Consider the following 14180-nt stretch of genomic DNA (forward strand, 5'->3'; position numbering starts at 1 on the left):
CCGGACGGCGCTACAGGTGCGGCAGCACCTTTAGGAGACTGCGGCCACCGTGTAGTCGAACCTTCCGGAGCCGACCTCCACAGGTTCCTGCCCGGGCAGCTCCACCCGTGCAGTGGTTCCGGTGGGCACCTCAACCTCTACACTCAGGCCTGTAGCAGTGGTGCGCCATGAAATGGCGGCCCGTCCGTAGGGGGTTTCATGTGCCGCCGAGGCCCAGGTGAGGCCGCCGCCGGGCTGCGGCCGGAAGAGGATCCGCCTGTATCCAGGCTCCATGGGCGCCAGCCCGGCGACGCAGCGGTGCATCCAGTCCGCCACCGCGCCCAGCGCGTAGTGGTTGAAGGACGTCATTTCGCCGGGATTGACGGTGCCGTCGGGAAGCAGCGAATCCCACCGTTCCCAAATGGTGGTCCCTCCCTGTTCTACTGAGTAGAGCCAGGAGGGGCACTCCTTCTCCAGCAGCAGATCGTACGCAGTTTCCAGCTCATCCACTTGAGTCAGCGCGTCGGTGATCACCGGGGTTCCGGCGAAGCCTGTGGCGATCCGGTTGTCGGCTTCCCGCACCAGCCCGGCCAGCCGCTTCCCTGCGAGCTGCCGGAGCTCCACAGTGGGAAAGAGGTCAAACACAATAGCCAGCGCGTACGCGGTCTGTGCGTCGCTGGTCATCCGGCCATCAGGCAGGATGTACTCAGCGGCGAAGGCGTCAGCCGCAGCCCGCGCCAGCTCCAGGTAGTGCAGCTCATCCCCGGACTTGCCCAGGACGCCGGCCATTTTGGCAAGGTGACGGGCAGACCAGGCAAAGTATGCGCTCGCCACCAGATGGCGGTCGGTCTTTGCCTCGCTCGGCTTTTCGGGCGGGGCGCTGGGGTCCAGCCAGTCACCCAGTTGGAAACTTGTATTCCACAAATGGCTGTCTCCGGCCAGCTTGTCCAGCAGGTCCACCCACGCTTTCGCGCTGGGGTACTGGTCAGCCAGGATCCCGGGATCGTTGAACCGTTCATGGAGGACCCACGGAGTGAGGACCGCGACGTCGCCCCACACCGCACCGGGCCGCACGGGCGTCCAGTAGTCCCCGCCGGGAATGACGGGAACGTACCAGGGAACGGTCCCGTCCGGCGATTGTTCGGCGGCCACGTCCTTGAGCCACGAGGAGAGCATGCCCGAGCAGTCGTAGAGGAAGGTGGCGGTGGGAGCGAAAACCTGGAGGTCCCCGGTCCAGCCCAGGCGCTCGTCGCGTTGCGGGCAGTCGGTGGGGATGTCCACGAAGTTACCCTTCATGCTCCAGCGGACGTTTTCGTGCAGCCGGTTCAGGCCGGCGTCGGAACACTCGAACCAGCCGGTGCGTTCCATGTCGGTGTGGTAGACGCGGGCCACGACGTTTTGGGCGGTGTCCCCGCCGGTCCAGCCCTCAATCTCGGCGTACCGGAAGCCGTGGATGGTGAAGCGCGGCTCCCACGTTTCCGGTGCTCCGCCTGCCAGGGTGTAGACGTCCGTCGCGGCTGCTCCCCGCAGCGGCCGCGTGTAGAGCTCGCCGTCCTGCAGAACCTCGGCGTGGCGCAAGGTGACTTTGGCGCCTGCTTCGCCCTGGACACTGATCCGAAGCCTGCCCACGAGGTTTTGCCCGAAATCCAGGATGAGCTTTCCCGACGGCGACGTGGAGACGCTAACCGGCTTCACTTCATCGGTGCACCGGACCGGAGGACCTTCGGGAGCCACAAGGGTGGCAGGGTCCCTGGTGACGGCGGCAACGGGCTGCCAGCCGCCGTCGTCGAACCCCTTGCTGCTCCAGCCCGCGGGGAGCTGGCGGGCATCGTGGTCCTCGCCCTCGTACAGGCCGGTGAACAGGATGGGCCCGAAGGCGGCCTTCCACTCGCTGTCCGTTCCCACTATGGTGACGGAGCCGTCGTCGTGCGTGACATGCAGCTGCGCCAGCAGCGCCACCTTGTCCCCGTAGAGGTTCCGGTGCCCGCCGTGGAAGCCGAAACGGCCGCGATACCAGCCATCTGCCAGCCAGGCGCCCATGGCATTCTCGCCCTCGGCGAGCTGGGCCGTGACGTCGTAGGTGTAGTAGCGCAGCCGTTTGCCGTACACGGTCCAGCCGGGGGAGAAGGCGTCGCTTCCGATCCGGGTTCCGTTGACCTCCATTTCGTACAGCCCGTGCGCGGTGACGTACAGGCGGGCCGACGCCACCGGCCTGGACAGCGTGAAACCGCGCCGCAGCAGCGGCGGACGCCGGTCCGAATCCGGGTCCTCATCCCAGGACGGGGTGATGGGGGTTGCCGTCCAGTCAGCAGGTGACAGCAGGCCGGTTTCGACGGCGGCGGCGGGACTCCAGGGGCCGGGCGCCTCATCTGCCTCCCCCCAAAGCCGCACGCTGACGTCCGCGCGCTCGCCGGAACCAAGCGGCCGGGCCGGCCACGGCTGAAGCACCGAGTCCTTCGACTCGATGCGCTCACTGAGCCAGGTGCCCGCCGCCGAGGTCACGGACACCTGGTAGGCGGACTGGGCCCAGCCGGGATCGGCGCGGGTCTTCCAGGAGATACGGGGTGTTGCGGTCCCGATGCCCAAGGCACCGGGGAGATGCTCGAAGGTCACCGGTTGGACGGTGGCAGACATAAGGCCTCTTCCATGCAGGGGTGATGAACGTGGGGGCGGCGGCAGGGCCACCGCGGAGTTGGTGTAAGGGGTCCGGGTCCTAGCCCTTGACGGCGCCGGCAGTCATTCCGGCCACGATCTGGCGGTTGAAGAACAGGTACATGACCAGCGGCGGGATGGTGATCAGCAGGATGTTCATGAAGAGCAGGTTGTAGGCGGTGGTGAACTGGCTCTGGAAGTTGAACAGGGTCAGCTGGACAGTGGCGTTGGCGTCCCCGGGCAGGAAGTAGAGCGGGTGCTGGAAATCGTTGAAGACGGCAACGGACTGCACCACGATCACCGTGACGATCACCGAGCGCAGCAGCGGGAAGATCACCCGGAAGAAGAGCCGCACGGGCCCGCAGCCGTCAATGACCGCAGCCTCGTCCAGTTCACGGGGAATGGTGGAGATGAACGCCCGGAACAGCATGATGCAGAACGACAATCCAAACGCGACTTCGATGAGGATCAGGCCGGGCAGGGTCTTGAACAGCCCCAGTCCTTGGAGGACCCAGATGGTTGGCACCACGGCAGGCGGGATGATCAGGCCGGACAGGATCAGGAAATTGATCAGCGGATTCCAGCGGCTGCGGCGGCGCTGCAGTACCCAGGCAACCATGGCCGCCAGGATCACCATGATGGCTACGCTGGCGACGGTGAGGATGGTGCTGTTGATGAAGGCCGTGACCAGCATGAACCTGCGGGCGGAGAGGACTTCCTGGAAGTTCTCGATCAGGGCGAAGTTGGTGGGCCAGGAAAATTCGAGCTTGTTTGCTTCCCGGCGGTCCTTCATGGCGGTCAGGGCCATAAAGAGCAGCGGAATAACAAACAGCACCACGGTGACGGCTATGGCCAGGATTCCCACGCCATAGCGCTTCAGGGCGGCGGTCATGCCTCTACCTCCTTGCGGTTCAGGATCATGGACAGGGGCACGATGACGGCCGTGACAATCAGGAACAGAACCACGTTGCCGGCGGTGGAGAGCCCGTAGAAGCCCGCCTGGTACTGCTTGTAGATCACCGAGGCGATGACGTCCGAGGTGAAGCCGGGTCCGCCTTTGGTCATGGCCCAGATCAGGTCGAAGGAACGCAGCCCGCCGATCAGGGACAGGATGATGACGGTTGCGGTTGCAGGACGGGCCAGCGGCACGGTGATATTCCAGAAGCTCTTGAATGAGCTGGCGCCGTCAACTTTGGCGGCCTCGAAATACTCCTGCGGAATGGACACGATGCCTGCGATGAAGATGACGGTCGCGAGGCCAACGCCCTTCCAGACGTCCACGAAGGCCACCGACATCAGCGCCCAGGCCGGGTCCGTGAGCCACTTAGGGCCCTCGATGCCGACGACGGCGAGCGCTTCGTTGATCATGCCCCGGGAGGGGTCCATCAGCACGGTGAAGACAATGCCGACGCCGATGCTGCTGAGCAGGACGGGGAAGAAGATCACGGAACGGAGGTAGCCGCGGGCAATAATCTGCGAGGTGAGGAGCACCGCCAGCAGCATTCCGAGGACCACCTTGAGCGTGGAGGTCACCACGCCGTAGATGAAGGTGTTGGTCAGGCCTTTGAGGAGCGCCGGTTCCGAGAAGAACTGGACGAAGTTGTCCATGCCGATCCACGTGAACTCGGTCAGGTTCCAGCGCGTGAAGCTGAAGAAGAACGAGGCAAAGGTCGGAACCAGAAACAGGGTTGTATAGACGAGCGCGGCCGGCAGGTAGAACCAGTAGGGGTAGGACGACTTGCGCTGGCGCCTCTTGGGTGCCGCGGCTGTCAGGGTCCGCCCGGCAGGAGCGGCCACGGTGGTGTTGGTTGTCATGTCAGTATCTCCAGTTGCCGTCCGGGCCGGCGTGCGGCCCGGACGGCAGGGTTGGTGGCGGAGGTCAGTTCCAGCCGGGCAGGTTCAGCTGCTGAGCCTGCTTCTTGACGTCCTCGTCGTAGAGGGCGGCGCCGTCCTTGGCCGAACGGATGCCCGAACCCACCTCGACGGTGATCTGTTCCAGGGCCGGGCCCTTGACGGGGGAAAGGAACTCGAGGGCCGGGCTGTTCTTGCTCTCGTCCTCGAAGAACGGCAGCATGTCCTTCACCGCAGCCGGGACATCATCAGGCAGGTCGCACCCCTCCACCAGATAGGGGCCGTTTGCGCCCACGGCTTCGGTTTGGGAATCGCAGCCTTCCTTGCTGGCAATGAAGGCCAGGAACTTCTTGGCTTCCTCCACGTTTTGGGTGGACTTGGGCAGGTAAACGCCGCCGGGCAGCCAGACGGTCAACGGGTTCTTGGATGCGTCATCACTGGGAAGCGGGAAGATGCCCAGGTCATTGATCTTGTCCGGGTAGCTGACCTGGATCTCAGGCAGCGCGAAGCTGAGGATCGGGTAATGGGCGCCTTCCGCGTTGACCAGCTTCTCAAGGCCCTGGGCATAGGTGGCAGAGGCGAAATCTTCATTGAAAAGACCGGCCTTGAAGGCTTCCTCCTGGTGTTCGAAGCCCTTGATGGCGGCGGGGTCGGTAGCGTATTTGACCTTGTTCGCCGTGTAGTCCTCCGCAAAGGTGGGATTGGCCGCGGCAACGTTGGCAAAGTCGCCCAGGACGAACAGCTGGGATGTCCACGTGGTCTGGTACGTCTGGATGATCGGATCGATGCCGGCGTCCTTGACCTTCCGGCTGTTCTCCATGAATTCGTCCCAGGTCTTGGGTACGGAAAGGCCCAGCTGTTCGTAGACCTTCTTGTTGTACATGACGCCGCCGGCCGAGCCGGTTCCCACCGGGACACCGTAGACCTCGCTGCCGGATGTGACGACCGGCTTGTAGGAATCCGACACGTTATCCATGTAGGGCTCGCTGGTAAGGGGCACCAGGTTCTGCTCCGGGTTGATCTGCTGGAACAGCGATCCGGTGTTGTAAGAGAACACATCGGCCATATCGCCGGTGGCCAGTTTCGTCTTGACGATGTTGTCACCGTCGCCGCCCTGGGGCCGGGTTTCAATTTCGACCTTGATGTCCGGGTTGGCTGCGTTGAAGTCCTCGGCGAGCTTTTCCGCGTACGTGATGGTGTTCTCGGTGTTGTCGACGAGCCAGGTAATGGTCTTGGCATCGCTGCTTTCGCCGCCGCCGGCGGAGCAGCCGGTGAGGATCAGTGCTGCCGCCGTCACGCTTCCGGCGATTACGGGCCAGCGCCGTTTAGGGATGGTGTTCATCTTTACCTCCTCGTAAAGCCGCAGGCCCCTCCAGGTCCTGTGGAACGTTTCAAGGCAGTCATTGCATTCCGATTACTGAGGGATGACTGCCGGAGTCCTTGTAGATCGGTCTACGTTTTTAATGTAAGCCACGCCACGTCCAAGGCGCAAGGGATTTTCGTAGATCAGTCTACAATTTCTTTAGAAGCCAATCGGATGGGGACGTTGTGGACGGGCAGCAGAAGCGGGCAACTATCAGTGATGTTGCCGAGCACGCGGGTGTCTCGCGTGCTGCTGTCTCCAAGGTCCTCCGCGGCGCGTACGGCGTGAGCGACGTTATGAAAAAGCGCGTCGAGGAGTCGATGGAAGCCTTGGGGTACCGCCCCTCGGCCCTGGCGCGCGGCATGCGCGGCAGAAGCTTCACCCTGGGCGTCTTCGTCGTGGATCTCTCCAATACGTTCGTTACCGTCCTGATTGAAGGCATCCGTGCTGAAGCGGAGAGCCGCGGCTACCAGGTGTTCATCGGCGAGGCGGACATGGGGCTGGCCCAGCAACAGCAGATGATCGATGCCATGCTGGACAGGAAGATGGATGGGCTGGTACTGATTGCCCCGTTCGGCCCCGAGGAAGAGCTGGAGAGAATCGGCAGAAGCACCCCCACGGTGGTGCTCGGGCGCCACGGCCCGGGCCAGGGTTATGACACGGTTGCCAGTGACGACATCGCCGGCAGTGCCCTGATTGTTGACCATCTGGTGTCCCTTGGCCACCGCCGGATTGCGCACCTGAAGCACGTCGGCCGGGAGAAGAACGAGAGCACCATGCCGCAGTCGGTTCGTGCCGAAGGGTACGTTCAGGCAATGGTGCGCAACGGCCTGGAGAAGGAGGTGGATGTGATCGAATCGCGGTGGAACCACGAAGGCGGCGCCGCAGCCGTTGACCTCATGCTCAAGCGCGACACTCCGCCTACTGCCGTGCATACCGGAACCGACATGGCAGCGTTCGGTGTGCTTGCCCGGTTCTTCGAGCTGGGTCTGCCCATTCCGGAGAACTTTTCGGTGGTCGGCTACGACAACGCCCGTGCTGCATCTCTTCCACAGGTTGCCCTCACCACCGTGGACCAGTCCGGGTTCGAAATGGGCACCCTGGCCACGAAATTCCTGGTGGAGCGGATCGAAGGACGCCAGGAGCCCCAAGCCGCACTGGTCCAGCCGACGCTGATGATCCGCAGAACCACCGGGCCGGCGCCGGACGCCGGCTAGGCGCAGCGGAAGGTTGCGGCACGACGGCTGAAAGCCCGGGTGTGAAGCGGCCCGGTTTCGTCTCCGTGCCGCCCTGCAATAATCTGAACCAACGGTTGTGCGCGGGGTGCAAACGCCGGTACAACAAGCAGCACTGTAAGTTCGGGCCCATCACACCAGACGAGGCGGACACGCATGACGGCTTCAGACCAGCAGCACGCACCACGGCCAGGGATGCCGGTGGATCCACCGAATGGTCCTGCCGGTGCCCGCGGAAGTGCTGCCCAAGACGCTGAAGCACGTGGAGGCGTGGACCCCCACCTTCTCCAACAGCTGGCCGACGCGCACGGAGTGGGCACCTCATTCCAGGGCTGGGACGGGCTGCCCCATGCCGTTGCCGAAGAAACGCTCATCAAAGTCCTGGCTGCCCTTGGCGTTCAGGCCCACACGAACCAGCAGATCCAGGCAGCCCTTGCGGAAGCGGAGCTGGCGCCCTGGCGGCGGATGCTGCCTCCCGCCGTCGTGATCCAGCAGGGTGAACCCGCGCAGGTTCCGGTCCATGTGCGGGACGGTGCCACGGCGTACCTCACCATCTCGCTCGAAGGAGGAGCGGGCACCCGGAAAGCTGTGCAGCAGGATGTCTTAATGCAGCCCCGCGACGTGGACGGCGTGTCCGTCGGGCGCGCCACTTTTGCCCTTCCGCAGGACTTGCCGCTGGGCTGGCACACGCTTCACGCCGAATCCGAAAGCACCAGAGCGTCGACCACCCTGGTGGTGGTTCCCGCGAAGCTGGAAACTGCCAAAGGATTGGAAAAGCGCCGCGGCTGGGGCTTGGCGACGCAGCTGTATTCGGTGCGGTCCAAGCGGTCGTGGGGGATCGGCGACTTCGCGGACCTGGCTGACCTGGCCGCGCTGAGCGGTGCCCGGGGTGCCGATTACGTGCTGGTCAACCCGCTGCATGCTGCCGAACCGGTGCCGCCCGTCCAGCCCTCGCCGTACTCGCCGTCCACGCGGCGCTTCTTTAACCCGCTGTACATCCGCATCGAAGCCATCCCGGAATTGGCCTACCTCAAACCCCGCAAGCGTGCCCTGGTGGAGCGGCTCCATGAGGAGGTGGCCGGCTTGAACAAGGACGCCAACCGGCTGGACCGGGACGCGGTCTATGCCGCCAAGCTGCAGGCCCTCGAACTCCTGTACCACACCCGCCGGTCGCCGGCCCGGCAGGCCGCCTTTGATGACTTCTGCCGAATTTCGGGCAGTGGCCTGGACGACTTTGCGCTCTGGTCGGCCATCCGCGAGGACCTCGCCCCCGATGATCCGCTGTGGAAGGATCCCGCCTGTGCCCTGGGCACTACGGAGGCCGAAGCCCTCCGCGAAAAACTCGCCGACCGGATTGGCTTCCACCGCTGGCTGCAGTGGATCTGCGACGAGCAGCTTGAGGACGCCCAACGGACCGCACTGCGCTCGGGAATGCGCCTCGGCGTGGTCCATGACCTGGCCGTCGGCGTCGACCACAGCAGCGCCGACGCCTGGACCCTGCATGACGTGCTGGCTCCCGCCACCAGTGTTGGTGCGCCGCCGGACATGTACAACCAGCAGGGCCAGGACTGGGGCCAGCCGCCATGGCATCCCGCTCGCCTGGCCGAGGCCGGCTACGCGCCGTTCAGGAACATGCTGGCCACGGTGCTGCGGCATGCCGGCGGCATCCGCGTGGACCACATCCTGGGCCTGTTCCGGCTCTGGTGGATCCCGGTGGGCAATGCCCCCGGCGACGGCGCCTACGTCCGCTACGACCACGAGGCACTGATTGGCATCCTCGCACTCGAAGCGCACCGCGCCGGCGCCGTGGTGATCGGCGAGGACCTGGGCACCTTCGAGCCGTGGGTGCGGGACTACCTTGCCGCGCGCGGCATCATGGGCACGTCCATCCTCTGGTTCGAGTACGACGGCGATTCGCCCCTTGCGCCCGAAAAGTACCGCACGCAGGCGCTCGCCAGCGTCAACACGCACGACCTGCCGCCCACCGCCGGGTACCTCGCCGGGGACCATGTGGCCCTGCGAAGCCGGCTTGGCCTGCTGGAGCGCTCCGAAGCGGAGGAGCGCGCCGAGCACAACGCGTCCCTCGAGAAAATGCTCGCCCTGCTGCGGGAACGGGGCTACCTGCCCGACGGCGGCGCCGGCGGCGGACCTTCCGCGTCTGAAGAGCAGACCATCGAAGCTTTGCACCTGCTGCTGACGCAGACGCCGTCGGTATTGCTTGGCGTGGCACTCGTGGATGCGGTGGGGGAGCGGCGCGTACAGAACCAGCCCGGAACCACGGAAGCCCTTTACCCAAACTGGCAGGTTCCGCTGGGTGGGCCGGACGGCAGGCCCGTGTTCCTTGACGACCTTCCCGCCAACGCGCGGTTCAACACGCTCCTCGCGGCGGTGGAGGAGGCCCTGCACCCATAGGCCAGCAGCGAGGACACACAGCAACGCGGTGTCACTTTTGGCCCGATCCGATGCCTCGGAGCGGCCTCAACTGACCCCGCGTTGCTTGTAGAAGCGGGCCTACGTTACTGCTGTTCCGGTTAGCTAACCCGCCGTGATGATGTGGTTGAAGTGGTCGTAGCGGAAGGTGACCGGTCCGCCGTCGTGCTCATACAGAATGTTGGCGCCGGGGGACACCCCGCCCGCGCCGTAGCTGACGTCCCAGGTACGGTTCAGGGCTGCCTTGAACTCGTAACTGCCCGCAGGAAGGTTCCCGACGGTCAGTTTCCACACGAGGTCAGCCGGGTCCAGGGTGAGCTGGGCCTGGTCGCAGCTGGGCTCCCAGTCCGTGGCGCAGCCCAATGCCTTGTTGAGGCTGCCCGCCACGGCAACCGCCGAGGGCTGCTGGGATGCATACACAGCACTGATGACATGCGTGCTGTTGTCATAGCGGAACGTCACGGTGCCCCCCGGGTGGTCAAGCAGGATGTCCCCTCCGCCGGCGGAGCCGCCGGCTCCGTAACTCACATCCCAGGTGCCGTTGAGCGCGGCCTTGTACCCGTACTGTCCCTTCGGCAGGTCCACCGTCAGGCGCCAGATCTTGTCCGCGGGGTCCAGCTTCAGCATGGCCTGTGTACAGGATGGCTGCCACGGTTCGATACAGCCCATCAGCTGGTTCATGGATCCGGCCACCGTCACAGAGTCCGGCTGCGGAGCGTCACCCACTGTCACGGTCCGCACGTCGCTGACCACGTTGAAACCGGCTCCTGTCATGGAGGCGCGGTACCGCACAGTGCTGCCGTCCGCCAGCCGGGACACGTCATCTGTTACCGAGTAGACGGGCGACGAATCGTCGGTTCCGACGGCAGTCCACTCACCGCCGCCCACGCTGCGCTCGAAGGACACCACATGGCTGGCCTTTTCCGGGTCGGCGGTGGCGCTGAGTTCCACCGTGCCCTTGGCGCTGCTGCCTTCCACGGGCTTCTGCAGGGTCAGCAACGGGGCAGGAACGCTTGCCGTGCGCGGCTGGCTCGTTGCCGTGTGTCCGCCGTTGTCCAGCACGGTGGCGCGGTACTCCACAGCAGTGCCGGCGTCCAGGTCCGCCACATCGTGGAACACCTGGTAGGGCGCCGTGTCGTCGGTGCCGACCGCCTGCCAGTCCCCGCCTGCCTTCTTCGCTTCGAAGGTGACCTCGTAGAACGAGGAACCGCCGACGTCGGCCGTCACCTTGAGGCGCCCGTTGTCACCGGGCGCCGCCGCCGGCTCCTGGAGGACGACGGCGGGAGCGTCCTTTGAGTGCGGGATCCTGCCTGAGGACTGGTACACCACGGCGGAAAGCGGCGGGACGGTGACCGTCAGCTTTCCGTCTGCGGAGGTCTTGGCTTCCTCTGCCCCGTTCCCGTACACCCGGGTGTAGTTGCGCTTGCTGATGTAGGTGGGCACCTCCGCTGTCTGGGCCTGCTCGCTGTTGTTCAGTGCCACCACATACTCGCGCTGGTCTTCGGCGTCCGTCCGGGAGAAGGCATAAATTCCGGCACCCTCGGATGCGTAGCGGTGCTGGTGGGCGCCGTCCCGCAGCGCGGGATGCTCCTTTGTCAGGGCAGCCAGCTCACTGATCTTGGCGTACAGAGGGTGGCTTGTGTCGAAGTTGTCCGTCGCGTGGGTGGCGTCGGTTCCCAGCAGGTCGTCGTCGAGGTACTCCGGAACCTGGCTGGCGAACAGCGTCTGCCGGGCGTCCTGGTCCCCGCCGGGGCCCGTGAAGCCCTGCTCGTCACCGTAATAGATCACCGGGTTGCCGCGCGAGAAGTACATCAGCTCGTGTGCCAGCCGGTCGCGGGCCACCTGCTCAGCGTCGGTTGACCCGGGGTTGTCCGCGGCGATGAAGCTGCCAATTCGGCCCATGTCGTGGTTCCCCAGGAAGGTGGGCAGCTGGTAGACGTTGGAATCGGCGTCGGTGTACCAGTCGTCGCCGGCAAAGAAGGTCTCCAGGCTCTTCGTGCCCTGGCCCTTCGAGGCGAAGTTTCGGGCGGCATCCTGGAACGGGAAATCGAGCACTGCCTGCATCTGGTTCCGTGTGGTGAACTGCGAGGTGAAGTTCTTGCTGGTGTCGAAGACCTCGCCGAACATAAAGAACTCGTCCTTGCCCTGTTCCTTGGCATAGTTCAGGACGTCCGGACCGAATTCCTGCCAGAACTCGTTGTTGACGTGTTTCATGGTGTCGATCCGGAAGCCGTCCACGCCGAAGTCGCGGATCCACGTCTTGTAGATGTCCTTCATGCCGTCCACCACGGTGGGGTGCTCGGTGAAGAGGTCATCCAGGCCGAAGAAGTCGCCGTAGTAGGCGTCCTCGCCCGCAAAGGTGGTGTCGCCGCGGTTGTGGTAGAGCGTGGGATCGTTCAGCCAGTCCGGAACTTTGAGGTCCTCCTCGCCCGGTTGCAGGACAGGAACGTAGGGGAAGGACGTCGCGGGGTCGAGCTTCGGAAAGCTGTCAGAGCCTGCGAAGTCACGGTCATCGAACTCCTCGCCGTCCGCGGTCCTGTAAGGCTCTGCATCCTTCGACGTGTAGCCCTTGCGCGCACCCTTCCCATCCGCGCCCTCGTAACCGATGACGTCGGCAGTGTGGTTGGTGATGATGTCGAAGTACACCTTCATGCCGCGGGCGTGGGCCTCATCGATGAGGGTCTTCAGTTCGGCATTGGTGCCCAGGTGCGGATCGATCTGGGTGAAGTCGGTGATCCAGTAGCCGTGGTAGCCGGCGGACTTGTCCTCCGGCTGGACCGCCTTGTTCTTGAAACTGGGGGTAAGCCAGATGGAGGTGGTGCCCAGGCCCTGGATGTAGTCGATCTTGTCCAGGAGGCCTGCGAGGTCTCCGCCGTTGTAGAAGCCCTTTTTGGTTGGATCAAAACCCGACACCATGGGATTGGGGCCGAGGCCGCCCTGATCGTTGGCGGTGCTGCCGTTGCTGAACCGGTCCGCCATGACAAAGTAGAAGTTTTCGTCAGTGACAGGGGCACGGAGTGAGTGGGTCGCGGCTACCGAACCCGGATCCTTTGTACCGGGGGCGGCCTGGGCGGGAATTACTGCGGCGGAAACGGCGACAGCTGCTGCGAGGAGCCCTGCTGCCGACCGGAAAGCGGCTGTGCGCGCTGGAGTTCCGGTGTGGCGTGCTGTTGTTTTTGCACACGGGGGCGCGCTGGATGGGGTGCGAAATATCAAGGTTGAGACCTTTCCTGGAGAGCGGCGCTGCTGTACAGGCTTGCGGTGGCAAGGTTGTGCGGCGAGGATGCCAGGTTCACAAGACAACATGCTGACTTGTGAACCACGTCACAACTGTAAGCGCTTGCACCGGATAACTCCAGCGTTTAGGTAATGACCTTCCGCGGGGGGATGCTCACCAGTGTTGAGCCTGTTGTCAGACCCGTCCGGACTATCGGCACGTCTGCTTTCAGCGCCGTCCGAACCAGCGGCAGGGCGGGCAATCAGCTGGCGGGGACCAAGGCAGTGGGCGATGGCGCGTGCACATCGTGGATCACGGGACCGGGCAGTCCGGTGACCGGGTCCAGCGCGAAGGAGGCAACGTTGTCTGAGCGTTCATGGGCCACATGCAGCCACGTTCCCCGCACCAGGTGATGACGGGGCCAGTCGCCGCCGCTGAGTGTGTCCTGCACAGGCAGCAGTTCGGTGCCGCCGGCGCCGACCTCCAGGGTGCTGATGATGTTGGTGCCGCGGACGCCGGCATAGGCGTAGCTGCCGTCCTGGCTGAGGCAGATCTCGGCCGCGGAGTCGCCCTGCTGGCTGCCGCCCGATGTGGCCGGGCCCCGGAATACAAGTTCGAAGGTGCCCGCTTCCGGCCGGACGATGAAGACCTCCACGGAGTACTCGGAGACCACAAAGACGCTGCCGCTCGAGTGCTGCACCAGGTGCCGGGGGCCGCTGCCGAACGGGAGGGCCACTTCGTGGTCCGCGACCAGGCCTCTGCCGGGCACATAGTTCCAGACGCGAAGGATGTCATGGCCCAGATCAGTGGTCATGATGCGTCCATCCTGGAGCATCAGGCTGGCATGGGCCCGGCTTTGCCGTGGTTCGCCGGGAGAAAGGCTGGCATGCGGGTCGGCCGACGGTGGGGCGGGGAAGCGCCCTGTTATGCCGCCGTCGGAATCCAGCTCGTAGAGAAGGACTTGGCCGTCGCCCCAGCAGGCGGCGGTGACGAAGCGTCCATGTGGGTCAACGGCAACATGGCAGGTGGCCTCGCCTGCCGGCTGCGGTGCCCCTTGGGGCTCCAGGCCAAACTCTCCAGCCCTGCGGTAGGCCTGAACCATCTTCCGCTGCTCCGCCACGGCGTACACAACGGGCACCGTGGGGTGCACGGCAACGAACGACGGCGACTGCGCGGCCACAGCGGTGCCCAGCCATTCAAGGCTGCCGTCCTGGTGCGCGCGGAGGGCGCCGATGCCCTCGGCCCGGCCACCTCCGTCCGGGGTGTAGGTGCCGGTCCAGATGATGGTGTTGTCCGTGGCGGAGGTCATGGTTCCATCCTGCCAATAATTCTGCTTCCTTCGGGTGCAACCCGGCGTCCGTTAGCATGTAATTTCCAGCCACGGCAGAAGGAGGTGAGTCCGATTACCGCTGTACCAGTTTCGGGTTCACCCTTCCACCGCTGTCCGGTCCGC

8 protein-coding genes are annotated in these 14180 nt (G+C 64.8%); 2 read left to right on the forward strand and 6 right to left on the reverse strand.

Annotated features, from left to right (window positions below; all coding sequences use genetic code 11):
• Window positions 1-30: 30 nt before the first annotated feature.
• From DXK94_RS04630 to DXK94_RS04645, 4 genes are all read right to left on the reverse strand, one after another.
• Entirely contained in the window at window positions 31-2613 is a 2583-nt protein-coding gene (locus DXK94_RS04630; RefSeq protein WP_115524049.1) for a glycoside hydrolase family 78 protein, read from the reverse strand.
• A gap of 79 nt (window positions 2614-2692) precedes the next feature.
• Entirely contained in the window at window positions 2693-3523 is an 831-nt protein-coding gene (locus DXK94_RS04635) for a carbohydrate ABC transporter permease (protein ID WP_079596738.1), read from the reverse strand.
• Window positions 3520-4446, reverse strand: a complete 927-nt coding sequence (locus DXK94_RS04640; RefSeq protein WP_079596737.1) for a carbohydrate ABC transporter permease — start codon at window positions 4444-4446, stop codon at window positions 3520-3522. The genes DXK94_RS04635 and DXK94_RS04640 overlap by 4 nt, the downstream gene beginning before the upstream one ends.
• A gap of 64 nt (window positions 4447-4510) precedes the next feature.
• Window positions 4511-5824 (reverse strand): extracellular solute-binding protein, encoded by a 1314-nt coding sequence (locus tag DXK94_RS04645; RefSeq protein WP_115524050.1) that lies wholly within the window; start codon window positions 5822-5824, stop codon window positions 4511-4513.
• 206 nt (window positions 5825-6030) lie between these two features.
• Here DXK94_RS04645 and DXK94_RS04650 point away from each other — a divergent pair, with 206 nt between their 5' ends.
• Complete coding sequence (locus DXK94_RS04650) at window positions 6031-7062, forward strand: LacI family DNA-binding transcriptional regulator (RefSeq protein ID WP_115524051.1); 1032 nt, start codon at window positions 6031-6033, stop codon at window positions 7060-7062.
• 174 nt (window positions 7063-7236) lie between these two features.
• The gene (gene malQ / locus DXK94_RS04655; RefSeq protein ID WP_115524052.1) at window positions 7237-9492 is read left to right on the forward strand and encodes a 4-alpha-glucanotransferase; all 2256 of its coding nucleotides are present in this window, start codon (window positions 7237-7239) and stop codon (window positions 9490-9492) included.
• A gap of 123 nt (window positions 9493-9615) precedes the next feature.
• On the opposite strand, the gene DXK94_RS04660 is transcribed toward malQ, so the two are convergent.
• Both DXK94_RS04660 and DXK94_RS04665 read right to left on the reverse strand, forming a co-directional pair.
• On the reverse strand, window positions 9616-12489 hold the full coding sequence (locus DXK94_RS04660) for an alpha-amylase family glycosyl hydrolase (RefSeq protein ID WP_258868432.1): 2874 nt from the start codon (window positions 12487-12489) through the stop codon (window positions 9616-9618).
• A 500-nt stretch (window positions 12490-12989) separates the two neighbouring features.
• Window positions 12990-14036, reverse strand: a complete 1047-nt coding sequence (locus tag DXK94_RS04665) for a beta-propeller fold lactonase family protein (RefSeq protein ID WP_115524054.1) — start codon at window positions 14034-14036, stop codon at window positions 12990-12992.
• Window positions 14037-14180: the final 144 nt, after the last annotated feature.

Source organism: Arthrobacter sp. RT-1 (assembly GCF_003367205.1).
Lineage (GTDB): Bacteria > Actinomycetota > Actinomycetes > Actinomycetales > Micrococcaceae > Arthrobacter.